This window comes from Burkholderia sp. WAC0059, from assembly GCF_002870125.1.
Lineage (GTDB): Bacteria > Pseudomonadota > Gammaproteobacteria > Burkholderiales > Burkholderiaceae > Paraburkholderia.
In genome coordinates, this window is sequence record NZ_PNEO01000013.1 from 115,316 (window position 1) to 137,753 (window position 22,438).

Genomic DNA, 22,438 nt, shown 5'->3' on the forward strand with positions numbered 1-22,438 from the left:
CAGGACGGGGGGCGCATCGCGGCCACTATGGGGCCTCAGAGCGATTCGTTGGAGAGGAAGTCGAGCGCGAAGGCGCGCAGGTCGTCGTGGATCTGGGTCCCTTCGGGCAGGCCGCCCGCCGCCAGCGTTTTTTCGCCCTTGCCGGTACGCACGAGATGCGGGCGGAAGCCGAGCGCGGCGCCGGCCTGCAGGTCGCGCAGCGCGTCGCCGACGACGGGCGTTTCCTTCGGATCGATCTCGAAGCGCTCGGCGATCATCCGCAGCATGCCGGGCCGCGGCTTGCGGCATTCGCACTGGTCGTCGGCCGTGTGCGGGCAGAAGAACACGGCGTCGATGCGGCCGCCCACCATCGCGGCGAGGCGGTGCATCTTCGCGTGCATGGCGTTGAGCGCGGCCATGTCGAAGAGACCCCGGCCGATGCCCGACTGGTTCGACGCGATCGCGACGCGATAGCCGGCCTGGTTCAGCCGCGCGATGGCTTCGAGGCTGCCCGGAATCGGAACCCACTCGTCCGGCGACTTGATGTACGCGTCGGAGTCGAGGTTGACGACGCCGTCGCGGTCGAGCACGACGAGCTTTCTGGCGGAACTGGTGGGCATGGCGCGCTCGGTCGATGGTCGGAGGTCAGGCGGCGAGCCGCGAAATGTCGGCGACGCTGTTCATCTGCCGGTGCAGCGCCGTGAGCAGCGCGAGCCGGTTGGCGCGCAGCGCCGGGTCTTCCGCGTTGACCATCACGTCGTTGAAGAACGTGTCGACGGTTTCTCGCAGCGCCGCGAGCGCCGTGAGCGCGCCCGTGTACTCGCGCGCGGCGAGTTGCGACTGCACGCGCGGCGCGACCTGTTCGAGCTGTGCGTGCAGCGCCTTTTCGGCGGCTTCGACGAGCAGCGCGGCCTGAATCGCGGCAACGGCTGCGCCGTCGGACTTCTTCAGGATGTTCGAAATCCGCTTGTTGGCGGCCGAGAGCGAGGCGGCCTCGGCGAGCGCCGCGAACTCGCGAACGGCGTCGAGCCGCGCCACGATGTCGTCGAGGCGCGTCGGGTTCAGCGCGAGCACCGCGTCGATTTCGCCGGCCGCGTGGCCGCGCTCGCGCAGCAGACCGCGCAGGCGGTCCATGCAGAACGCGTAGATCGCGGCCGTCGAATCGGCGACGGCCGGCAGGCCGGCGAATTGGGCGTGAACGAGGTTCAGCAGCTCGACGAGGTCGAGCGGCAACTGCTTTTCGACCAGAATCCGCAGCACGCCGAGCGCGTGACGGCGCAACGCGAACGGGTCCTTTTCGCCCGTCGGCGCGAGGCCGATGCCCCAGATGCCGACGAGCGTCTCGAGCTTGTCGGCGAGCGCGACGACGGTGCCCGTCGTCGTCGCCGGCAGCGCGTCGCCGGAGAAGCGCGGCTGGTAATGCTCCGAGCACGCGAGCGCGACTTCTTCCGGCTCGCCGTCGTGGCGCGCGTAGTAGGTGCCCATCGTGCCCTGCAGCTCGGGGAATTCGCCGACCATGTCGGTCAGCAGGTCGGCCTTGGCGAGCCGCGCGCCGCTCCGCGCGAGCGCGGCGTCGGCGCCGAGCCGCTGTGCGATCGCGCCCGCGAGCGCCTCGAGCCGCCCGACGCGCTGCAACTGCGAGCCGAGCTTGTTGTGATAGACCACGTTCGCGAGCAGCGGCACGCGCGCCTCGAGCGGCTTCTTCCTGTCCTGCTCGAAGAAGAACTTCGCGTCGGCGAGACGCGGGCGTACCACGCGCTCGTTGCCTTCGACGATGTCGCCGGGCGTGCCGGTCGCGATGTTCGAGACGATCAGGAAGCGCGAGCGCAGCTTGCCCGCCTCGTCGGTGAGCGCGAAGTACTTCTGGTTCGTCTGCATCGTGAGGATCAGGCATTCCTGCGGCACCTGCAGGAATTCGTCCTCGAAACGGCAGGCGTAGACGACGGGCCATTCGACGAGCGCCGTCACTTCGTCGAGCAGCGCCTCGGGCATCACGACGCGGTCGTCGCCGGCCGCCTCCAGCAGTTGCCGGCGGATCGACTCCCGGCGCGCGGCGAAGCTCGCGATGACGAAGCCCTTGTGTTCGAGCGTGCGCGCGTAGTCGTCGGCGTGGCTGAACGCGATCGCCCCTTCGGAGAGGAAGCGGTGGCCGCGCGTGGTGTCGCCGGCGTCGATGCCGAACGCGCCGACCGGCACGACGTCGCCGCCGTGCAGCACGGTGAGCCGATGCACCGGGCGCACGAACTGGATGTTGCTGCCGTCGGGACGCTGGTAGGTCATCACCTTCGGGATCGGCAGCTTCGAGATAGCGAGGGCCTCGTCGAGCACGGCCTGCAGGCCGTCGGCGAGCGTCGCGCCCGGTGCCGAATAGCGCAGGAAGAACGCCTCGTTCTTGCCGTCCGGCGCGCGTTCGAGCGCGCTCACGGCGAGCCCGGGAAAGCCGAGCGCGGCCAGCTTCTTCGCGAGCGGCGCCGTGGGCTGGCCGTTCGCGTCGAGCGCGACGGAGACGGGCAGCACTTTTTCGCGGACCTGCTTTTCCGGCGCGACGGCGCGCACGTTGCGGATCGTCACCGCGAGCCGGCGCGGGCTCGCATAGCGGTCGAACGACAGCTCGCCTTCGATCAGATCGCGCTCGGCGAGGCGCTTCGCGATGCCTTCGGCGAACGCGTCGTCGAGTTTCGCGAGCGCTCTCGGCGGCAGCTCCTCGGTCAGCAGTTCGACGAGCAGGGTGGCGGTGTGGGCGTGAGTCATGAGTCTGATGGTCCGGTCATTCCGTGTCGAGCTGGCGCTCGATCTTCAGCGGCGGCGCCCAGGCGGGCTTCGCGGCGTCCTCTTCGTCGGTGGCGAGGCCGGGCACGCCGCGCACCGGCTCGCCGATCATCGGGAAGCCGAGCTTTTCGCGCGAGTCGTAATAGGCCTGGGCGACCGCGCGCGAGAGTGCGCGAATCCGGCCGATGTAGGCGGCGCGCTCGGTCACGGAGATCGCGCCGCGCGCATCGAGCAGGTTGAACGTGTGGGCAGCCTTGAGCACGAGCTCGTAGGCGGGCAGCGCGAGCTGCTGCTCCATCATCCGTTTCGCCTCGGACTCGTAGGCGTTGAAGAACGTGAACAGCAGCTCGACGTTCGCGTGCTCGAAATTGTAGGTCGACTGCTCGACCTCGTTCTGGTGATAGACGTCGCCGTAGGTGAGGCGGCGCAGCACGGGGCCGGTCGGGCCCTGTTCCTCCCACTCGGTCCAGACGAGGTCGTAGACGTTCTCGACCTTCTGCAGATACATCGCGAGACGCTCGAGCCCGTAGGTGATCTCGCCGAGCACGGGCCGGCAGTCGAGGCCGCCCACTTGCTGGAAGTAGGTGAACTGCGTGACTTCCATGCCGTTGAGCCACACTTCCCAGCCGAGGCCCCAGGCGCCGAGCGTCGGGTTTTCCCAGTCGTCCTCGACGAAGCGCACGTCGTTCTGCTTCAGGTCGAAGCCGAGCGCCCCGAGCGAGCCGAGGTAGAGGTCGAGGATGTTCTCGGGGGCCGGCTTCAGCACGACCTGATACTGGTAGTAGTGCTGGAGGCGGTTCGGGTTCTCGCCGTAGCGGCCGTCCTTCGGACGGCGCGAGGGCTGCACGTAGGCGGCGCGCCACGGCTCCGGGCCGATCGCGCGCAGGAACGTGTGGACGTGCGAGGTGCCGGCGCCGACTTCCATGTCGATGGGCTGGAGCAGCGCGCAGCCCTGCTTGTCCCAGTAGGACTGCAGCGTCAGGATGATTTGCTGAAACGTGAGCATGAAGTGCCTTTCGGGGCCTTTTGAGGCGGAAATGCGGGCCAAACGCGGCGCGCGCCGGCCGATCCGCGCGCGGATCGCGTCGCTCGCGGCCTCCGGCCGGCGGGCAGACTTTTTGCCGAAACGTCGAATTTTACCGGATTGCCGCTGCCTTGAGACCGTCGCCGCGCGGACGGGGACGGCGCACGGGCGCGCGCCGCGTCTTGCGGCGCCGCGGCCGCGCGCGGCGCGCGGTGCCTTCAGGCCTTGCCGGCGCCGGCCGTCCGGCGCGAGCCGCCGGGGCGCCCCGAACCGAGGCCGAAGCCGAACGCGAGCAGCAGGAACGATATCGCCAGCACCGAGTTGTTGCCGCTCTTCACGTAAGGCGTGAGCCCCGTGGTGCCCTGGATGGCGACGTCGAGCGAGCCGACGGTGAACGTCGGCAGCCGCGCGATCACGTTGCCGTGCGAGTCGATGGCGGCCGTCACGCCCGTGTTGGTCGCGCGCAGCATCGGGCGACCCGTTTCGAGCGAACGCATCCGGGCCATCTGCAGATGCTGGCTCAGCGCGATCGTGTCGCCGAACCAGCCGAGATTGCTCGAATTGATGAGGATGCCCGGCGACGGGTCGTTCTCGTAGACGGTGCGGGCGATTTCCTCGCCGAAGATGTCCTCGTAGCAGATGTCGACGGAAACCGGCTGGCCGTGGACGAGGAACGGCTTCTGGACCGGCGTGCCGCGCGCGAAGTCGCCGAGCGGGATGTTCATGAGCCGCACGAACCAGTGGAAGCCCAACGGGACGAACTCGCCGAACGGCACGAGATGGTGCTTGTCGTAGCGGTACACGCCCGGCGCGCCCGGCGTGATGCCGAACAGGCTGTTCGTGTAGTCGGTCACCTGGCCGTCCGGCGTGACGGTGCCGCCCACCGCGCCGAACAGGATCGCGCTGCCGGTGTCGTCGGCGAACTGCCGGATCGCGAGCCCGAACGCCTGCGGCATCTCCTGCATCAGCACCGGAATCGCCGTCTCCGGCGTGACGATGAGGTCGGCGGGCTTTTCGGTGATGAGCTGCCGGAATTCCGTGAGCGATTCTTCGAAGCCGGCTTCGTCGAACTTCATGTTCTGCGGGATGTTGCCCTGCAGGAGCCGCACCGAGAGCGTCGCGCCCGACGGGACGGTCCACGAGACGAGCGGCAGCAGCAGTCCGGTCGCGATCATTGCCGCGAGGACCACGGCCGGCACGAGCGTGCGCGCGACGGGCGGACGGGGATGGGCCGCGGCGGGTCCGCGCCTGCGCGCGGCCGCCTGCGTGAGCACCTGGACAACCAGCGCCGCGGCGAGCGCCAGCGTCCAGCCGACGCCGTAGACGCCGACGATCGGCGCGACGCCGGCGAGCGGCCCGTCGATCTGGGCATAGCCGCTCGAAAGCCACGGGAAGCCCGTGAACACGGTGCCGCGCAACCATTCGCCGATCGCCCAGGCGCTCGCGAACGCGAGCGCGCCGTGCCAGGTCGGCGCGAACGGCCGGTCGTCGGCGCCGCCCGCGGCATGTCCGGCGCAGAAGGACCAGAGCGTGGCCGCGATAGCCGGATAGAACCCCAGATAGAGCGAGAACAGCGCGACCGCCGCGCCCGCGAGCACGGCCGGCATGCCGCCGTACACGTGCATACTGATGTAGAGCCACCAGACGCCGGTGACGAAATTGCCGAAGCCGAACGCCCAGCCCGTGAAGAGCGCGCTTTTCCAGTTCGTCGTGCGCGTGAGCCAGAAGTAGAGGAACGCGAAGATCGCGATTTCGAGCCACCCGCCGTGCGGCGTGGGCGCGAACGAGAGGGTGTTGAGCGCGCCGGCCGCGGCGGCGGCCGGGTAGTGCCAGCGCGGCAGCGTGCGGCCCGCCGATCCGCCGTCGGCGGTGGCGGCTTCGGGGCGTTCGTCGTGCAGGCGGGTCGGTATCGGTTCAGCCATGAGTTGCCAGGGGTGTCTGAATCGCGGGCGAAAACGGCGCGCTGAAAAAAGAAGGAACCGCTGTTCGCGGCGAAAAACGGGCCGGGCGATGCGTCAGGCGCCGGCCTTGCGCTCGCCGTGCGGGCCGGCGGCGGGCAGGGCGGGCCGCACGAGCAGCATGTGCACCTGGCGCGCGTCGGCGCGCAGCACCTCGAAAACCAGGTTGTCGATGCGGGCCTTCTCGCCGCGATGCGGCACGCGGCCGAAGTGATGCGTGACGAAGCCGCCGATCGTGTCCATCTCCTCGTCCGGGTAGTGCGAGCCGAACGCCTCGTTGAACTGGTCGATGCCGGTCAGCGCGCGCACGCGGTAGCGGCCGTCGGGCGAGGCGATGATGTTGCCGCTTTCCTCGTCGAAGTCGTATTCGTCCTCGATGTCGCCGACGATCTGCTCGAGCACGTCCTCGATCGTGATGAGGCCCGCGACGCCGCCGTACTCGTCCACGACGACGGCGAGGTGATTGCGGTTCACGCGGAAGTCGTGCAGCAGCACGTTCAGGCGCTTGGACTCGGGGATGAACACGGCCGGGCGCAGCATGCCGCGCACGTCGAACTCGTCCTCGGCATAGTAGCGCAGCAGGTCCTTGGCGAGCAGCACGCCGATGATGTTGTCGCGATTGCCTTCGTAGACGGGGTAGCGCGAATGCGCCTTGTCGAGCACGAACGGGATGAACGTGTCCGGGCTTTCCGCGATGTTGATGGCGTCCATCTGGGCGCGCGGAATCATGATGTCGCGTGCGCAGAGCTCCGAGACCTGGAACACGCCTTCGATCATCGAAAGCGAGTCGGCGTCGATCAGATTGCGTGCGTGCGCGTCCTGGAGAATTTCGAGAAGTTCGCCGCGCGAGTCGGGCTCGGGCGAGATGAAGTCGGTCAGCCGCTCGAGCAGCGAGCGCTTTTCATGGGGTTTGTCGGTGTGGCGTCGACTGGGATAGGCGTCGTTCATGGTGGTGCGCCCCGTAAGGCCGGGCGCGCTGTTGCGGAGCGTTAAGCATACACCACGCGTCGGGCGCGGCCGTGTCGGGCCGTGGCCGGGCGCAGGCGTTCGGGCTGGGCCGTTCCATCGTAGCGCAGATGGCCGCGCCGCGACGGCGAATCCTGCAGGGACGGGCCGCTGCCGGTCGGGGCGCGGAGGTAACGCGCGATAGGGTACGACGATAAACGCCCGACCCACAGGCGCACGACCGGACGGAAAATCCGCCGGCTCGGGCCGCTTCGCCCGCATGAACGCTTTCGGCCGCCGTCAGCGGCGGTCGGTCTGCTCCGTCGCGGCCTTCGTCACCCGCATCGCTCGAGCAGCTTCTCCAGCATCCGGTCGGGAATGCCGTTCGCGCGCAGCGCGTCGGTCGTGCGCTTCACGTAGTCGAGCGTCGTGCCGTAGCGCCCGCATGCGCAACCGAGCACGGTCCGCAGCGTGTCGTCGGCGAGCTTGCCCGTGTAGGTCGGCACGTCGCGGCGCATGACGAACGCGAGCGCCGGCACCCGCCGCCCGTCGTCGAGCACGCAGGACAGCCAGGCCGGGCGGTACGAGCCCATCGGCATCTCGCGTCGCCAGAGCGCCTCGAGATGAGGCATCGCGCCCTCGGCCGCCAGCCGGAACGCGATGCCCGTGCACGAGCCGCCGCGGTCGAGCGCGAGCACGAGGCCCGGCTGCTCGGGCGTGCCGCGATTGACGCGCGACCACAGGTAGAGCCCGCGATGGTAGCCGTGCACGCGCGCATGCACGCTCTCGACCGTGGGCAGGCCCGGATTCCAGATCAGCGAGCCATAGCCGAAGATCCAGAGGTCGTCGCGTCCGTTCCAGTGCCCGATCGCGCGCGCGAGCGAAACGCGCAGCTCTTCTTCGCTGAGCAGCCGCGCGTTGCCGAGTTGAGGCGGGTAATCGGGACACGTCCGCGGCCGGCCGGCGGCATCGGACGTGCCGGCTTCGGAGCCGGCGGGCAGGGGCGGGTCGTCGTCGGGGCGCGCGTTCATCGGGCGGGTTCGGGGTTCACTCCGGGGCTCACTTCGCAGGCTAACGGTAGGGATCGGGAAAGCCGAGCGAGGCGAGCACGCCGGTTTCGATCGACTCCATTTCCTCGGCTTCTTCGGGGTCTTCGTGGTCGTAGCCCTGGGCGTGCAGCGTGCCGTGCACGAGCAGATGGGCGTAGTGGGCGGCGAGCGGCTTGCCCTGTTCGACGGCTTCCTTTTCGACCACCGGACAGCAGAGCACGAGGTCGCCCGTTACCGGGTCGTCCGCGCTTTGCGCATAGGCGAACGTCAGCACGTTGGTCGCGTAGTCCTTGCCGCGATAGTTGCGGTTCAGTTGCCGCCCCTCGTCCTCGTCGACGAAGCGCACGGTCAGCTCGGCGTCGGCGAATAGCGCGGCTTTCACCCAGGCCGAGACGGTCGCGCGCGGCAGCGCCGCCTTGTGCGAGGCGAACGCCTTCGCGGCGGGGAACTGCACGGTCAGCTTCAGTTTCGGGGCGCGGGCCATGGGCGTCGGGCGTCGTTGGAATCGCGTTCAGCGCGTCTCGCCGCCGTCCTTCTTCGTGTGCGCGTCGTAGGCCTCGACGATGCGCGCGACGAGCGGATGGCGCACCACGTCGGCGCTCGTGAAGTGCGTCGTCGCGATGCCGCGCACGTTCGTGAGCACCTGCTGCGCCTCGATGAGCCCGCTCTTGTGGCCGCGCGGCAGGTCCACCTGGGTGGTGTCGCCCGTCACGACGGCCTTCGAGCCGAAGCCGATGCGCGTGAGGAACATCTTCATCTGTTCGGGCGTCGTGTTCTGCGCCTCGTCGAGGATGATGAACGCGTGGTTCAGCGTGCGGCCGCGCATGTAGGCGAGCGGCGCGATCTCGATCATCTGGCGCTCGAACATCTTCGCGGTCTTGTCGAAGCCGAGCAGGTCGTAGAGCGCGTCGTAGAGCGGGCGCAGATACGGGTCCACCTTCTGCGCGAGGTCGCCGGGCAGGAAGCCGAGCCGCTCGCCGGCCTCGACGGCCGGGCGCGTGAGCACGATGCGCTTGACCTGGTCGCGCTCCAGCGCGTCGACGGCGCAGGCCACCGCGAGGTACGTCTTGCCGGTGCCGGCCGGGCCGACGCCGAAAGTCACGTCGTGCGAGACGATCTGCCTGAGGTACTCGCGCTGCGCCGGCGTGCGGCCGCGCAGGTCGGCGCGCCGCGTGTAGAGCTTCGGCCCCTGTTCCTCGGGGTTCTCGTCGTCGTGGGCGGGCTCGTCGAACGGGCGGTCGGAATCGACGCGAAAATGCGGCCCGGAAGCCTCGTCGCCGTTGCCGGAATGCCGCGTCTCGACGAGCGCGAGCTGGATGTCGTCGACCGAAAGCGGTTCGCGCGCCTGGTTGTAGAAATTCTCGAGCGCCGTCATCGCGAGCTTCGCGCCGCGCCCGCGGATCGCGATGCGATGGCCGCGGCGCGAGAGCGTGACGTCGAGTGCCTGTTCGATCTGCCGCAGGTTTTCGTCGAGCGGGCCGCACAGGTTCGCAAGCCGCGCGTTGTCGTCGCGCGGCGCGGTGAATTCCAGATGCTGCTGGGTCGTCTTCAAGGTGTCAGTTGGATTCCGGTCGGGGACGGAGGGCGCACGCGCCGCCCGGGCGGCGCGTTTCGTCATTGTCCCACGGGTTGCGGCGGCGCGGCTTCGACGCGGGACCACCGGCCGGCGCGTCAGTGCGCGAGCGCCGGCGCGGCGTCCTCGTCGCGCGCGAGCACGAGTTCGCCGCGCAACGAGTGCGGGTACGCGTGGCCGATCTTCACGTCGACCATCTGGCCGATCAGCCGCGCGTGCGAGGCGACGGGCGCGGGGAAGTTCACGACGCGGTTGTTCCCGGTGCGGCCCGCGAGCTCGGTCGGGTCCTTGCGCGACGGGCCCTCGACGAGAATGCGCTCGACTTTGCCGACCATCGACTGGCTGATGCGCGCGACGTTTTCCTCGATCGTCGCCTGCAGGTGCTGCAGGCGCTTGAGTTTCACCTCGCGCGGCGTGTCGTCGGCGAGGTTCGCGGCGGGCGTGCCGGGGCGCGGGCTGTAGATGAACGAGAAGCTCGTGTCGTAGCCCATCTCCTCGACGAGCGCCATCGTCTTCGCGAAGTCTTCCCCGGTCTCGCCGGGGAAGCCGACGATGATGTCGGTCGAGAGCGAGAGGTCGGGCCGGATCGCGCGCAGGCGGCGGATCACCGACTTGTATTCGAGCACCGTGTAGCCGCGCTTCATGGCCATCAGCACGCGATCCGAGCCGTGCTGCACGGGCAGGTGCAGGTGGCTCACGAGCTTGGGCACTTTCGCGTAGACGTCGATGAGGCGCTGCGTGAACTCCTTCGGATGCGAGGTCGTGTAGCGGATGCGTTCGATGCCGGGAATGTCGGCGACGTACTCGATCAGCGTCGCGAAGTCCGCGATCTCGTGCGCGTCGGCGGCGAGCGCGCCGCCGATTCTCCCGCGATAGGCATTGACGTTCTGGCCGAGCAGCGTGACTTCGCGCACGCCCTGGTCGGCGAGACCGGCGATTTCGGTCAGCACGTCGTCGAGCGGGCGCGAGACTTCCTCGCCGCGCGTGTAGGGCACGACGCAGTAGCTGCAGTACTTGCTGCAGCCTTCCATGATCGAGACGAACGCGCTCGGCCCCTCGACGCGCGCGGGCGGCAGATGGTCGAACTTCTCGATTTCGGGGAACGTGATGTCGACCTGCGGACGACCGCTCGCGCGGCGCGCGTCGATCATCTGCGGCAGGCGGTGCAGCGTCTGCGGGCCGAACACGAGGTCGACGTAGGGCGCACGCGCGACGATGGCCGCGCCTTCCTGGCTGGCGACGCAGCCGCCCACGCCGATCAGCAGGTTCGGGTTCGCTTCCTTCAGCTCGCGCACGCGGCCGAGGTCGGAAAAGACCTTTTCCTGGGCCTTTTCGCGCACCGAGCAGGTGTTGAACAGGATGACGTCCGCGTCTTCGGGCGTGTCGGTCTTCACGAGTCCTTCGGCGGCACCGAGCACGTCGACCATCTTGTCGGAGTCGTACTCGTTCATCTGGCAGCCGAAGGTCTTTACATAAACTTTTCTGGTCATCGGGGTTCGCCGTTCGCAGTGGTTGACCTGGGGGCGTTCTCTTCAAGCGGGCCGCGTCAAGGCGGGCGGATTGCGCGTCGGGCCGTTCGCCGGTTCGTCGGCGCCTCGCGGGCAAGGCGCGCGGCGCGCCGGACGGGCCTTGTGGCCGCCCGGCGCATTTTCCGTATCCATGCGGAAACGCGCCGGTTGCGGCGCGGACGGGACGCTTTCGGGAGCCGCTTTCGAGGGCCCTTTGCGGCTTTCCCGGCTTCCCCGCCGATTCGACGCTTTTTCGATGCCGCCGCCACGGCTTTTCCGCGCAATCCGCCATTATAGCCGTCGGCGCTATTTTTCCGCGGGGTTCCCGCCGGCAGGCCGCCGGGCCTCGCGACCCCGATATCTCCCCGGATTCTTCAATTAAATTTGAAAATGGTTCAAATGCGAAATTAATTATCAAATTGACGCGCTGCAGCGACAATATAGACTTCGTTACCCGAAAAACCCGTTGCCATCCGGCTCGTCAGCCGCGTTCATGCAGCTCGATCACGTCACGCTCGTCACGCCCGATCTCGAAGGCGCCCGGCGCTTCTTTTGCGAGGTCGCGGGCCTCGACGAGGGGCCCCGGCCGCCGTTCCGCGTCGACGGCCACTGGCTTTACGCGCAGGGTCGCCCGGTCATCCACCTGATCGACGCGACGCTCGCCGCGGCGAGACCGCCGTCCGGCCGCGTGGCGCCGCGCATCGACCACCTGGCGTTCCGGGTCGGGTCCGGCGGCGAGTGGTCCGCCTTGCTCGGCCGGCTGCATGCGCACGGCGTGCCGTACCAGCTCGCCGAGGTGCCGGTCAGCGCGGAGTTGCAGCTTTTCGTTGCGCTCGCGCCCGGCATCGTCGTCGAATTCGTGACGGCCGGCCCCGGCGCTTCGGGCGCGACCTACTGATTTCCGGAGATTGATAACCATGCCCATTCCCCTGCTGGCACTCGCCATCAGCGCTTTCGCCATCGGCACCACCGAGTTCGTCATCATGGGCTTGCTGCCCGACGTCGCGCACGATCTGGCCGTGTCGATTCCGGCCGCGGGGCTGCTCGTGAGCGGCTACGCGCTCGGCGTCGCGGCCGGCGCGCCGCTGCTCGCGGTCGTGACGAGCCGCATGCCGCGCAAGATGGCGCTGCAACTGCTGATGGGCGTGTTCGTCGTCGGCAACGTGCTCTGCGCCGTGGCGGCCAGCTACCCGGTACTGATGATCGCGCGCGTCGTCACCTCGTTCGCGCACGGTTCGTTCTTCGGCATCGGCGCCGTCGTCGCCGCTTCGCTCGTGCCGGCCGAAAAGCGCGCGAGCGCCATCGCGCTGATGTTCACGGGCCTCACGCTCGCCAACGTGCTCGGCGTGCCGTTCGGCACGTTCGTCGGCCAGCAGTTCGGCTGGCGCGTGACGTTCTGGATCGTGAGCGGCTTCGGCGTGCTCTCGCTCCTCGGCGTGACCGCGCTGGTGCCGAATCGCCACGACAGCGGGCCGACCGGGCTGGGCCACGAAGTGCGGGTACTGCGCGATCCGCAGGTGTGGCTCGCGCTCGGCATGACGGTGCTCGGCTTCGGCGGCGTGTTCGTCGTGTTCACCTACATCGCGCCGATTCTCGAGCAGGTGAGCGGGTTTTCGCCGCGCGCCGTGACGCTGATCCTCGTGCTGTTCGGCCTCGGCCTCACCTGCGGCAACACGCTCGGCGGCAAGCTCGCGGACCGCGCGCTGATGCCCTCGCTGATGGGCATTCTCGCGCTGCTCGCGCTCGTCATGGCGGTGTTCTCGAAGACGAGCCATCTGCCCGTGGCGGCCGCGGTGACGGTGTTCGTCTGGGGCATCGCGGCGTTCGCGACGGTGCCGCCGCTGCAGATGCGCGTCGTCGAGAAGGCCGCCGCGGCGCCGCATCTCGCCTCGACGCTCAACATCGGCGCGTTCAATGTCGGCAACGCGGGCGGCGCGTGGCTCGGCGGCCTCGCGATCGCGCACGGATTCTCGCTCGACATGCTGCCCTGGGTGGCGGCGGCCGTGAGCGTCGCGGCGCTGCTGATGACGTGGGTGGCCTGGCGGTTCGACGCCCGCGCCGGGCTGGCGGCGAGCCCGGCGGCGATGGCGGGTGGGCAGGATGCCGGGTGCTGAGCGCCGCCTGGTCCGCCGAGGTGATCGTGGCCCGCCGCCGTGCGGGCTTTTTCATGTCCGCTCGTGGGGCTCGTATCGGCAAAGTCTCGACGGCGGCCTGCAACGGTTCCGGCAAGCGCTGCCGATAGGCATCGGCGGCCTGTTCCGCCGTCATGCCGGCCGCGTTGCGGTCGTGCCGGTCACATTCGGATCGAAAGATCCAGCGCCCGGTCGACGGCATCCTGAAGAACGCCAGAATCGGCGACACGGGCGACTCTCGCCGAGAAGGAATCCGGCGACAACGGGAGAAGCCGGCCTATGCCGGCCGTCGATTCCGCCCGCTTCCGCGAGAGCGCGGGAAAGTACAAAAGAACGGACGGAATTTCGGTGTGAAGATAACTTCGTTGGGCACGGCGTAGCCCGATGCTAGTCTTGCCTCCATTACCCGGCCGCGAGGCCGCCCGCGTCGCGCCGCGGCGCTCCATGGAGACAGTCATGCATTCACCGCTCACGCTGGTTCGCGACGACGAAGCCGGCGCCGTCGCCCGGGCCGAGGGTCCGTTCGACGCGCTCGAATATCTGGTCGGCGTCAATCTGGCCCGGCTGCGCGCCGAGCGCCAGCTCTCGCTCGATGCGCTCGCGCGTGCCTCGGGTGTTTCGCGCGCGATGCTCGCGCAGGTCGAATCGGCGCGCAGCGTGCCGTCCATCAAGGTGCTGTGCAAGGTGGCCGCCGCGCTGAAGGTGTCGGTGGCCGCGTTCCTGCGCCGCCATGCCGTCAACGGCTTCGAGCATTTGCCGGCCGATCGGGCGCCTCGCGTCGTCAGCGCGGACGGCCGCTATTCGTCGCGCGCGCTCTATCCCGATGCGCCCGACGGCGGGCCTCGCGCCGCCGAATTCCACGAGCTGCGCATCGCGCCGCTGCACACCGAACCCGGCACGCGCCGCGCGCCGGGCACGACGGTGAATCTCGTCGTGAGCGAGGGCACGCTCGAGGTCGTCGTGAACGACCGCCGCCAGTTGCTCGCGACGGGCGATGCCATCGTGTTCGACGCCGACCAGCCCCACAGCCTGCGCAATCCCGGCGATACCGAGGCGCGAGCGTTCGGCGTCACGCTCAACGCCGAAACGCCGCCGCGCTGGGACGTGCCGTCCGACGCGGTCCGGCACGCGCACTGAAAGAATCTCGCCCGCAAGGGCATGAATAGGCCGCCTGCATGATGCGGGCGGTTGTTGTATGCTTCGCCTTCGCCGGTCGATCCGGCAATCAGTGCGTCTTCAGGGCGGGGTGCAATTCCCCACCGGCGGTATGCCAGCGGTCTTGTCGTTCCCGACGGCCAGGCTGGCGAGCCCGCGAGCGCCTGCGCGACGTTGTTTCCCGTCGCGCGGGGTCAGCAGACCTGGTGAGAGGCCAGGGCCGACGGTCATAGTCCGGATGGAAGAAGATGTGCAGATGGTCATGTTTGCCCATCCGCGAGACCCCGTTTGTCCGGTCGGCGCGGCGCGCGTACCGGTCCGGCTTCGGGCCGCGCGTTGGGCGTTCTGTCTGTTTGCAATGCCCTGAAACGTTTTTCGCCCCATTTTTGCGAGGAGCGTTTCACCGATGTCCCTTACCGCCAGTTCCGCTTTTCCTTCCGCCGACAACGCGCAACCCGACGCGCTCGACGATCTCCCGCTGCTTTCGGCCGTGACGGTGCCGCCGCGCATCGCGGCCGCGTTGCAGGCGATGCGCGAGGGCCGTCCCGTCGTGCTGCAGGACGATCACGACCGCGAGGACGAGGCCGACCTGATCGTCGCTGCCGAGCGGCTCACTCCCGAAACGATGGCCCTTTTGATCCGCGAGTGCAGCGGCATCGTCTGCCTGTGCCTGCCCGACGAGAAGGTGCGCGCGCTCGAATTGCCGCCGATGGTTTCGCATAACGAGAGCCGCAACCGCACCGCGTTCACGGTCTCGATCGAGGCGCGCGACGGGGTGAGCACGGGCGTGTCCGCCGCCGATCGCGTCACGACGATCCGCGCGGCGATCGCGCCCGACGCGCAGCCGGCCGACATCGTGCGGCCCGGTCACGTGTTCCCGCTGCGCGCGGCGCCGGGCGGCGTGCTCGCGCGGCGCGGCCATACCGAGGGAACCGTCGATCTCGCGGTGCTCGCAGGCCTCGCGCCCGCCGGCGTGCTGTGCGAGCTGATGAACGAGGACGGCACGATGGCGCGCGGCGCGCAGGTCGAGCGCTTCGCCGCCCGTCACGATCTGCCGACGCTGACGATCGCCGAGCTCGTGGAATTCCGGCAGTCGCTTTCGGCGGTCCGCGAAACGCGCGAGTGCTGCGCCGACGAAGCCTGAGCGCGGCGCGCCGGCGGCGTTACGACTGCACGTCGCCGAACCCGCCGTTCATGCCGGCCTCGACGAGGGCCGGCAGCTTGTCCATCCGGTCGATGATCCGCGTGATCCCCATTTCGCGCAGCACGTCCGCGTAGCCCGCGGGCACGTGGCTCGCGCCGACGAAGGCGACCGTCTTCATGCCGGCCGCGCGTGCGGCGGTGAGCCCCGAAATGCTGTCCTCGACGACGAGGCAGCGTTCGGGCTCGACGCCGAGCTGCCGCGCGGCGAACAGATAGACGTCCGGATAGGGCTTCGGCCGTTCGACCTGCTCGGCGCTGAAGACGCGGGGCCCGAAGATTTCGTCGAGCCCGGCCAGCTTCACCGAGGCGCTTACGCGCGCCATTCTGCTGTTCGATACCACGGCCGCGGGCAGCGCGATGCGCTGCAGCGCATCGCGCACGCCGTCGATCGGACTCAGCGAGCGGGCCAGTTCGCGCTCGGTGCGGTGCTCGACCGTCTGCAGGAAATCGGCGGGCATCGCGAGGCCGAAACGTTCGGCGAGATGGACGAGAAAGCGCGAGGTCTGCTGGCCGAACGCTTCCTTGACGAGCGGCTTGAAGTCGATGCCGGGGAACGTTTCGGTCAGCGTGTCGAGCATGACGCGGTCGGCGATGATTTCGCTGTCGACGAGCACGCCGTCGCAGTCGCAGATGAGATGGTCGATCATGGGAGGGACGGCAGGGGAGCGGCGGCCGGCCCAGGCCGGTCCGCTCCGGAACGCGCAATGGGGCACAAGGCGACATGATACCGGCCGGCCGCCGTTCGCGTGGCGCCTCGCCGCGCGCGTGAACCGGATCGATCGCATCAATCTCATCAAGCGCACCGTGGCGGGCCGGCCCGCGTTCAATGCAGGTGGACGTAGAGCCAGGCGGCGGCCGCGCCGCCCGCGAGCGGTCCGAGCACGGGAATCCAGGCGTAGCGCCAGTCGCTGTCGCGCTTGCCCGGAATCGGCAGCAGCGCGTGCATGAGCCGCGGCGACAGATCGCGCGCCGGGCTCATCGCATAGCCGGTCGGGCCGCCGAGCGAGATGCCGATGCCGAGCACGAGCAGTCCGACCGGCAGCGCGTCGAGCGAGCCCAGGCCGACCTGCGGCGAGGCCAGGTAGAGCACGCCGAGAATCAGCACGAAGGTGCAGATCATTTCGGTGAGAAAGTTGTGCGGCACGTTGCGGATGGCCGGGGCGGTGCAGAACACGCCGAGCTTGACGTCGGGGTCGGTCTCGTCGGCGAAGTGTTGCCGGTAGGCGAGCCAGACGAGCAGCGCGCCGGCCATACCGCCGAGCATCTGCGCGGCCACGTAGCCGCCTACCTTGCTCCATGCGAACTTGCCGGCAAGCGCGAGCGAGAGCGTGACGACGGGGTTGAGGTGCGCGCCGCTCGACGACGCGGTCATGTAGACGGCGATGAAGACGGCCATCGCCCAGCCCATCACGATGACGATGAGGTCGGCGCCTTTGCCCTTGGTGCGGGCGAGCAGCACGTTGGCGACGGCGCCGTCGCCAAGCAGCACGAGCATGCCCGTGCCGGTGAATTCTGCGATGTACGGTGACATGTTGCGTAATCCTGATTAGCTGGAATGGATGTCGCGGCCCGATGCCGCGTGCCGCCGGTCGTCGGCCGGCGCGCGGATGGGACGAGGCGTGTCGGGAGAAGTCTTTCTGGAGGCGCGTTCGGCCGCGCTGCCTCAGGGCGCGTCGGCCCAGGCCTTCGCCGCGCGCACGGCGCGCTGCCAGCCGGCCAGGTAGCTGTCCACGTCGCGCTGGTCGAGCGCGGGCGCGAAGCGGCGTTCGAGCTGCCACTGCTGCTGGAGCTCGTCGACGCCGCTCCAGTAGCCGACCGCGAGGCCGGCGAGGTAGGCGGCGCCGAGCGCCGTGGTTTCGGCGATCTTCGGGCGCGCCACGCCGACGCCGAGCAGGTCCGCCTGGAACTGCATCAGCAGGTCGTTCGCGCAGGCGCCGCCGTCGACGCGCAGCTCGTCGATGCGGATGCCCGAGTCGGCTTCCATCGCCTTGAGCACGTCGAACGACTGATAGGCGATCGCGTCGAGCGCCGCCCGCGCGACGTGCGCGGCTTGGGTGCCGCGCGTCACGCCGAACAGCGTGCCGCGCGCGCGGGCGTTCCAGTGCGGCGCGCCGAGCCCGGCGAACGCCGGCACCAGATAGACGCCGTCGCTGTGCGGAACGCGCGCCGCCAGCGTTTCGATTTCCGGCGCGCTGCGGATGATGCCGAGGCCGTCGCGCAGCCACTGCACGACCGCGCCGGCGATAAAGATGCTGCCTTCGAGCGCGTACTGCACTTTCCCGTCGAGCTGCCAGCCGATGGTCGTCACGAGGTTGTTGCGCGACTCGATCGGCTTGTCGCCGGTGTTCATCACGAGGAAGCAGCCGGTGCCGTAGGTGTTCTTCACCATGCCGGCCCGGGTGCACATCTGGCCGAAGAGGGCTGCGTGCTGGTCGCCTGCCATGCCGGCGAGCGGCACCTTCGTGGCGAACAGCGTCGTGACGGTCGAGCCGTAGACTTCCGAGGACGGCCGCACGTCCGGCAGCATGCTGCGCGGAATGCCGAACAGCTCGAGCAGTTCGTCGTCCCACTGCAGCGTGTGGATGTTGAAGAGCATCGTGCGCGACGCGTTCGTGACGTCGGTGATGTGCAGCGCGCGCTTCGTGAGGTTCCAGACGAGCCAGCTATCGACCGTGCCGAACGCGAGCCGGCCCTGCTTCGCCTTCTCGCGCGCGCCCTCGACGTGGTCGAGGATCCAGCGGATCTTCGTGGCGGAGAAGTACGAGTCGATCGGCAGCCCCGTTTTCGCGCGAACCTTTTCCTCGAACCCCTGTTCCTTGAGCGTGTCGCAGAACGCGGCCGTGCGGCGGTCCTGCCAGACGATCGCGTTGTAGACGGGCTGGCCGGTCTCGCGATCCCAGACGATGGTCGTTTCGCGCTGGTTCGTGATGCCGATCGCGGCGATCGAGAGGCCGTTGATGCCCGCGTGCGTGACCGCTTCGGCGGCGACGCCGGCCTGGCTCGACCAGATCTCCTGCGGGTCGTGCTCGACCCAGCCCGGGTGCGGATAGATTTGCGGGAATTCCTTCTGCGCCGTCGCGACGACGTTGCCCCGGCGGTCGAACACCATGGCGCGGGAGCTCGTCGTGCCCTGGTCGAGTGCGAGGATGTACTGGTTCTCCATGTGTCTCATCTCCATGTGTGTTGTAGTTTATTGCCGGCCCGAGGCCGACGGGCGATGCCGCTTCGTCTTTCTTCGCGCGTTTTTCGTTGTGTTTCGTTTTCCGGCCGCTGCGCTTTATCCGTGTTGCGTGGCGGCGGTCGTCTCTTTCGCGAACCAGGCGTCGATTGCCTCGCTTACCTGCCTGAGCGTGCCGGGCTCGACGTGCAGGCCCCGTTTCGAGCGGCGCCACAGCACGTCCTGCGCGCTGCGCGCCCATTCGGCGTCGCGCAGATACCGCAGCTCCGCCTCGTAAAGTCCCGGTGCGAACCGCGTCCCCAGCGCGTCGGTCGAACGGGCGTCGCCGATCAGGCGATCGGCCCGCGTGCCGTAGGCGTGGGCATAGCGGCGCGCGAGATCCTTCGGCAGCCACGGATGGCGCGCCTCGAACTGTCGCGCGAAACGGTCGAAATCCGCGTCGGCGATATCGCCACCGGGCAGCGGCGTACCGGCGGTCCAGGCCGGCGCGCGTATGCCGAGCGGGCCGGCGAGGCGGTCCACCGCCTCCTCGGCGAGCTTGCGAAACGTCGTGATCTTGCCGCCGAACACCGACAGCAGCGGGGCCTCGCCCGACGGGGCGTCCAGCTCGAGCAGATAGTCGCGCGTGACGGCCGACGGATTGTCCGCGTGCTCGTCCTCGAGCAGCGGCCGCACGCCCGCGTAGCTCCAGCGGACGTCGTCGGGCGCGACCGGCCGGCTGAAATAGCGGCTGACCGAGTCGCAGAGATAGCGGATTTCGTCTTCCGAGATCGCGACTCGAGCGGGATCGGCGCGGTATTCGACGTCGGTCGTGCCGATCAGCGTGTAATCGTGCTCGTAGGGGATCGCGAACACGATCCGCTTGTCCGGGTTCTGGAAAATGTACGCGTGGTCGTGCTCGAAGAGCCGCCGCGTGACGATGTGGCTGCCCTTCACGAGCCGGATGCTGTGCCGCGACGGGCGGCCGAGCGCGCCGTGCAGCAGGTCGGCCACCCAGGGACCGGCCGCGTTCGCGATGGCGCGGGCGCGCACGTCGAGCCGCGAACCGTCCTCGCGCTGCAGTTGCGCCTGCCACGTGCCGCCTTCGCGCGCGGCGCCGACGAGCTTCGTGCGGGTCAGCACGCGCGCGCCGCGCTCGCTCGCGTCGAGCGCGTTGAGCACGACGAGGCGAGCGTCGTCGACCCAGCCGTCCGAATAGACGAAGCCGCGCCGGATCGAATCGACGAGCGGCGCGCCGGCCGGATGGCGGCGCATGTCGATGCCGCGCGAGCCGGGCAGTAGCTGGCGGCGCGCGAGATGGTCGTAGAGGAAGAGGCCGGCGCGGATGAGCCAGGCGGGACGCAGGGACGGCACGTGCGGCATGACGAAGCGCAGCGGCCGCATGATGTGCGGCGCCGCGCGCAGCAGCGTCTCGCGTTCCTGCAGCGCCTTGCGCACGAGGCCGAACTCGCGGTATTCGAGGTAGCGCAGGCCGCCGTGGATCAGCTTGGTGCTGGCCGACGAGGTGTGCGCGGCGAGGTCGTCCTGTTCGCACAGCAGTACGGAGAGGCTGCGTCCGGCGGCGTCGCGGGCGATGCCAGCCCCATTGATTCCGCCGCCCACGACGAGCAGGTCGTATGAGTGTGTCTGTGCCACCGGTTGTGCTCCCGCGCCCGGGAAACGGACTGCGCTGTACGAGAAAGAATGTATTCGAACCGAAAAATGTTCGTTTTCGAAACTTTATCGAGCAAATTCGAAAAAGTAAAGAGAACGGGACGGTTCCGCGGCGGGCGGCTCGCTGGCACAATCCGCACGGTCGGACGATACTCACGTCAGCCGTCGATCAACCATCGGAAATCGGGAATGAAAGGAATCATGCGTGGACTGGCGATGATCGGTGCCGCGGCGCTCGTGGCCGGCGTCGCGACCGGGTGTGCGAGCGTGCCGGGCACGGGCGGAGGGTGGGGCGCGCCGTCGTTCGCCGCGTTGCAGCAGCAATGCGGTGCGCAGCCGCTCGACTATGGGCGCGACGAGCAGCCCGTCTATTCGGCGGTGCTCGACGCCTACGTCGCCCGCCGGCACGGCCGGATCTCGCAGGATCAGTTCTGTGGGTTCCAGTCCGGTCTGGCCCAGCATTACACGACGCTTGCGACGAGCAGCGATCCGCAGGCGCGCAATCAGTGGGTCGCGTTCTTCAACGGGCAGCGCGCGAACGCCATCCACTGGCGCTCGGCCGTGGATCCGACGCTGCGCGGGTATTGACGTGGCGGTTCAGGGCAGGCCGGCGTGAGGCTCGTGTTCGAGCGGCGTAGTTAAGAAGGGACGATAAAAAAAGGACGAGAAGCGGTCGGGAGGCGTAGACGGGCCGCCGGCCGCCCCCGTCCGGGAGGCGGCCGGCGTTTTCGGCCTGGAAGAAAAAGAGGTCACGCGGGCGTGAAGCGCGCGGGTCCGCGTGACCATGCACTGCAGGCGCGTTCGTCCACTGCCGTGCGCCTGCATCGGGGATGGAGTCGGGCCTGTGCCCGGGCCGGGGCGCCGGCCCGCAAGGCGGGAGGACGGACGCGCGACCTGCTGCGCCCGGCGCCCGGCCTATGAAGATCGTTTGATGGCCCGCACCGCCGTGTCGCCGATCTCGGTGAGATGCCACGCCTCGTGGCCCGAGGCCAGCCGTTCCAACTGGACGAGCTGTCGTTCGAGCAAGGCGTCGAGTTCTTCCCGTTCCATTTCAAGCTGGTTCGGCGCGTCCTTGACGAGCAGCAGCGTGGCGAATTCATGCGGACTCAGCATCGTTCTCTCCATGGAGCGGCATCGGTGCGAGCGCGCGGCCGGCGGGGGCGGGGCTGCGGCAACAGATGCGGCGGGCGTGAGCGAAAGCCGGCCACGTTTCGTCCGGTCGTGACTCGCGGGCGGGTTATGGCGGCATCGGTGCTGCGAGCGGGCAGCGGGGAACTGGAGTGTAGTCAACGGTGCCCGGTTGTACAAACCGCGCCCCGAAAATTTTCCGTTTGACAAGCACGCCGGCCCGAGGCGGTTTAGCCTGACGGGCAAATCCTTGATTTCACTTCAAGTTTGCTTCGACGCGGGCGGTTTCGGGCGCGACGTGGAGCTGCGTGCCGGCGGCTTCGAGCGCCTCGCGCATGTCGGCGGGCGGCGCGGCGTCGGTGAAGAGCGCGTCGATCTGCTCCAGATGGCCCTGGCGCACGAGCGCCGGCCGGCCGAATTTGGAATGATCGGCGACAAGGAATATCGTTCTCGCGTGCGAGATGATCGCCTCTGCCACGCGCACCTCGCGCGTGTCGAAATCGCGGAGCGTACCGTCGGTTTCGATGCCCGAGGTGCCGATGATCGCGAAGTCCACCTTGAACTGCCGGATGAAGTCGATGGCGAGCTCGCCGACGATGCCCTTGTCCCACGGCCGCACGATTCCGCCCGTGATCAGCACCTCGCAGTCCGGATAGCCGCTCATCAGGCTCGCGACGTTCAGGTTGTTGGTGACGACGCGCAGGCCGCGATGGCGGTTCAGCGCTCGCGCAACTTCCTCGGTCGTGGTGCCGAGATTGATGAAGAGCGAAGCCTGGTCGGGAATATGCGATGCGGCGAGAGCGGCGATGCGGCGCTTTTCGTCGTGGAACATCCGCTGGCGCGCGGCGTAGGAGACGTTCTCCGAGCTCGTCGGCAGGCTGGCGCCGCCGTGATAGCGGCGCAGCAGGTTCATGTCGGCGAGCCAGTTGACGTCGCGCCGGATCGTCTGCGGCGTGACCGCGAAGTGCGAGGCGAGATCGTCCACGGTAACGAACCCGTCGCGCTGTACCCATTCGAGCAGTTCCTGTTGGCGGCTGTTCAGGCTCAGGCGAGGGTCTCGGGTCATGGCGGATACGGTGGGCGGTACGGTAGCGGCGTCAGGTGCGTGCCGGGGACGTTGCGCGTATTGTAAGACCTCCGGGACGTTGGCCCGTGGCGCCCGCCGGAAGGGGCGGGCCGGGCAA

General features: G+C 68.8%; 20 protein-coding genes and 1 riboswitch. Of the genes, 5 read left to right on the top strand and 15 right to left on the bottom strand.

The window, feature by feature from the left end; genetic code table 11:
- Window positions 1-35: 35 nt before the first annotated feature.
- From gmhB to miaB, 9 genes are all read right to left on the bottom strand, one after another.
- Entirely contained in the window at window positions 36-599 is a 564-nt protein-coding gene (gene gmhB, locus CY652_RS14970; RefSeq protein ID WP_102131495.1) for a D-glycero-beta-D-manno-heptose 1,7-bisphosphate 7-phosphatase, read from the bottom strand.
- 25 nt (window positions 600-624) lie between these two features.
- On the bottom strand, window positions 625-2,730 hold the full coding sequence (gene glyS / locus CY652_RS14975) for a glycine--tRNA ligase subunit beta (protein WP_102131496.1): 2,106 nt from the start codon (window positions 2,728-2,730) through the stop codon (window positions 625-627).
- 16 nt (window positions 2,731-2,746) lie between these two features.
- Window positions 2,747-3,754 (bottom strand): glycine--tRNA ligase subunit alpha, encoded by a 1,008-nt coding sequence (gene glyQ / locus CY652_RS14980; RefSeq protein ID WP_102131497.1) that lies wholly within the window; start codon window positions 3,752-3,754, stop codon window positions 2,747-2,749.
- Window positions 3,755-3,990: 236 nt separating this feature from the next.
- On the bottom strand, window positions 3,991-5,694 hold the full coding sequence (gene lnt / locus CY652_RS14985) for an apolipoprotein N-acyltransferase (protein ID WP_102131498.1): 1,704 nt from the start codon (window positions 5,692-5,694) through the stop codon (window positions 3,991-3,993).
- A 93-nt stretch (window positions 5,695-5,787) separates the two neighbouring features.
- On the bottom strand, window positions 5,788-6,678 hold the full coding sequence (locus tag CY652_RS14990; RefSeq protein ID WP_102131499.1) for an HlyC/CorC family transporter: 891 nt from the start codon (window positions 6,676-6,678) through the stop codon (window positions 5,788-5,790).
- A 332-nt stretch (window positions 6,679-7,010) separates the two neighbouring features.
- Window positions 7,011-7,706, bottom strand: a complete 696-nt coding sequence (locus tag CY652_RS14995; RefSeq protein ID WP_102131500.1) for a gamma-glutamylcyclotransferase — start codon at window positions 7,704-7,706, stop codon at window positions 7,011-7,013.
- A gap of 40 nt (window positions 7,707-7,746) precedes the next feature.
- A complete protein-coding gene (gene ybeY, locus CY652_RS15000; RefSeq protein WP_102131501.1) occupies window positions 7,747-8,208 on the bottom strand; it encodes an rRNA maturation RNase YbeY in 462 nt (153 codons plus the stop codon).
- A gap of 27 nt (window positions 8,209-8,235) precedes the next feature.
- Complete coding sequence (locus tag CY652_RS15005; protein ID WP_102131502.1) at window positions 8,236-9,276, bottom strand: PhoH family protein; 1,041 nt, start codon at window positions 9,274-9,276, stop codon at window positions 8,236-8,238.
- A gap of 119 nt (window positions 9,277-9,395) precedes the next feature.
- The gene (miaB, locus tag CY652_RS15010; protein WP_102131503.1) at window positions 9,396-10,787 is read right to left on the bottom strand and encodes a tRNA (N6-isopentenyl adenosine(37)-C2)-methylthiotransferase MiaB; all 1,392 of its coding nucleotides are present in this window, start codon (window positions 10,785-10,787) and stop codon (window positions 9,396-9,398) included.
- Window positions 10,788-11,298: 511 nt separating this feature from the next.
- On the opposite strand from miaB, the gene CY652_RS15015 reads away from it, so the two are divergent.
- From CY652_RS15015 to ribB, 4 genes are all read left to right on the top strand, one after another.
- Complete coding sequence (locus CY652_RS15015; RefSeq protein ID WP_102131504.1) at window positions 11,299-11,703, top strand: VOC family protein; 405 nt, start codon at window positions 11,299-11,301, stop codon at window positions 11,701-11,703.
- A gap of 19 nt (window positions 11,704-11,722) precedes the next feature.
- Window positions 11,723-12,919: an MFS transporter gene (locus tag CY652_RS15020; RefSeq protein ID WP_102131505.1), complete on the top strand. Its 1,197-nt coding sequence runs from the start codon at window positions 11,723-11,725 to the stop codon at window positions 12,917-12,919.
- A gap of 474 nt (window positions 12,920-13,393) precedes the next feature.
- Window positions 13,394-14,074: a helix-turn-helix domain-containing protein gene (locus CY652_RS15025; protein ID WP_102131506.1), complete on the top strand. Its 681-nt coding sequence runs from the start codon at window positions 13,394-13,396 to the stop codon at window positions 14,072-14,074.
- Between the two features lie 91 nt (window positions 14,075-14,165).
- Window positions 14,166-14,346, top strand: a riboswitch (FMN riboswitch).
- A 152-nt stretch (window positions 14,347-14,498) separates the two neighbouring features.
- Complete coding sequence (gene ribB / locus CY652_RS15030) at window positions 14,499-15,236, top strand: 3,4-dihydroxy-2-butanone-4-phosphate synthase (protein ID WP_102131507.1); 738 nt, start codon at window positions 14,499-14,501, stop codon at window positions 15,234-15,236.
- Window positions 15,237-15,255: 19 nt separating this feature from the next.
- Here the strand turns inward: ribB and CY652_RS15035 are convergent, their stop codons facing one another.
- The 4 genes from CY652_RS15035 to glpD form a co-directional block, all read right to left on the bottom strand.
- Window positions 15,256-15,942 (bottom strand): HAD family hydrolase, encoded by a 687-nt coding sequence (locus CY652_RS15035; RefSeq protein WP_102131508.1) that lies wholly within the window; start codon window positions 15,940-15,942, stop codon window positions 15,256-15,258.
- Window positions 15,943-16,118: 176 nt separating this feature from the next.
- Window positions 16,119-16,826: an MIP/aquaporin family protein gene (locus tag CY652_RS15040; RefSeq protein WP_102131509.1), complete on the bottom strand. Its 708-nt coding sequence runs from the start codon at window positions 16,824-16,826 to the stop codon at window positions 16,119-16,121.
- A gap of 132 nt (window positions 16,827-16,958) precedes the next feature.
- A complete protein-coding gene (glpK, locus tag CY652_RS15045) occupies window positions 16,959-18,458 on the bottom strand; it encodes a glycerol kinase GlpK (RefSeq protein WP_102131510.1) in 1,500 nt (499 codons plus the stop codon).
- Window positions 18,459-18,572: 114 nt separating this feature from the next.
- The gene (gene glpD, locus CY652_RS15050; protein ID WP_102131511.1) at window positions 18,573-20,108 is read right to left on the bottom strand and encodes a glycerol-3-phosphate dehydrogenase; all 1,536 of its coding nucleotides are present in this window, start codon (window positions 20,106-20,108) and stop codon (window positions 18,573-18,575) included.
- A 207-nt stretch (window positions 20,109-20,315) separates the two neighbouring features.
- Between glpD and CY652_RS15055 the strand changes: the two genes are divergently transcribed.
- Complete coding sequence (locus CY652_RS15055; protein WP_374703664.1) at window positions 20,316-20,714, top strand: hypothetical protein; 399 nt, start codon at window positions 20,316-20,318, stop codon at window positions 20,712-20,714.
- A 327-nt stretch (window positions 20,715-21,041) separates the two neighbouring features.
- Here CY652_RS15055 and CY652_RS15060 read toward each other — a convergent pair whose 3' ends face one another.
- Window positions 21,042-21,239 (bottom strand): hypothetical protein, encoded by a 198-nt coding sequence (locus tag CY652_RS15060; RefSeq protein ID WP_102131512.1) that lies wholly within the window; start codon window positions 21,237-21,239, stop codon window positions 21,042-21,044.
- Between the two features lie 271 nt (window positions 21,240-21,510).
- Entirely contained in the window at window positions 21,511-22,320 is an 810-nt protein-coding gene (locus tag CY652_RS15065; RefSeq protein WP_102131513.1) for a DeoR/GlpR family DNA-binding transcription regulator, read from the bottom strand.
- Between the last annotated feature and the right edge of the window lie 118 nt (window positions 22,321-22,438).

Bases quoted from the DNA above. Each gene is read 5' to 3' on its own strand.
- gmhB (WP_102131495.1), bottom strand. From the start codon at position 599: ATGCCCACCAGTTCCGCCAGAAAGCTCGTCGTGCTCGACCGCGACGGC.
- glyS (WP_102131496.1), bottom strand. From the start codon at position 2,730: ATGACTCACGCCCACACCGCCACCCTGCTCGTCGAACTGCTGACCGAG.
- glyQ (WP_102131497.1), bottom strand. From the start codon at position 3,754: ATGCTCACGTTTCAGCAAATCATCCTGACGCTGCAGTCCTACTGGGAC.
- lnt (WP_102131498.1), bottom strand. From the start codon at position 5,694: ATGGCTGAACCGATACCGACCCGCCTGCACGACGAACGCCCCGAAGCC.
- CY652_RS14990 (WP_102131499.1), bottom strand. From the start codon at position 6,678: ATGAACGACGCCTATCCCAGTCGACGCCACACCGACAAACCCCATGAA.
- CY652_RS14995 (WP_102131500.1), bottom strand. From the start codon at position 7,706: ATGAACGCGCGCCCCGACGACGACCCGCCCCTGCCCGCCGGCTCCGAA.
- ybeY (WP_102131501.1), bottom strand. From the start codon at position 8,208: ATGGCCCGCGCCCCGAAACTGAAGCTGACCGTGCAGTTCCCCGCCGCG.
- miaB (WP_102131503.1), bottom strand. From the start codon at position 10,787: ATGACCAGAAAAGTTTATGTAAAGACCTTCGGCTGCCAGATGAACGAG.
- CY652_RS15015 (WP_102131504.1), top strand. From the start codon at position 11,299: ATGCAGCTCGATCACGTCACGCTCGTCACGCCCGATCTCGAAGGCGCC.
- CY652_RS15020 (WP_102131505.1), top strand. From the start codon at position 11,723: ATGCCCATTCCCCTGCTGGCACTCGCCATCAGCGCTTTCGCCATCGGC.
- CY652_RS15025 (WP_102131506.1), top strand. From the start codon at position 13,394: ATGCATTCACCGCTCACGCTGGTTCGCGACGACGAAGCCGGCGCCGTC.
- ribB (WP_102131507.1), top strand. From the start codon at position 14,499: ATGTCCCTTACCGCCAGTTCCGCTTTTCCTTCCGCCGACAACGCGCAA.
- CY652_RS15035 (WP_102131508.1), bottom strand. From the start codon at position 15,942: ATGATCGACCATCTCATCTGCGACTGCGACGGCGTGCTCGTCGACAGC.
- CY652_RS15040 (WP_102131509.1), bottom strand. From the start codon at position 16,826: ATGTCACCGTACATCGCAGAATTCACCGGCACGGGCATGCTCGTGCTG.
- glpK (WP_102131510.1), bottom strand. From the start codon at position 18,458: ATGGAGAACCAGTACATCCTCGCACTCGACCAGGGCACGACGAGCTCC.
- CY652_RS15055 (WP_374703664.1), top strand. From the start codon at position 20,316: ATGAAAGGAATCATGCGTGGACTGGCGATGATCGGTGCCGCGGCGCTC.
- CY652_RS15060 (WP_102131512.1), bottom strand. From the start codon at position 21,239: ATGCTGAGTCCGCATGAATTCGCCACGCTGCTGCTCGTCAAGGACGCG.
- CY652_RS15065 (WP_102131513.1), bottom strand. From the start codon at position 22,320: ATGACCCGAGACCCTCGCCTGAGCCTGAACAGCCGCCAACAGGAACTG.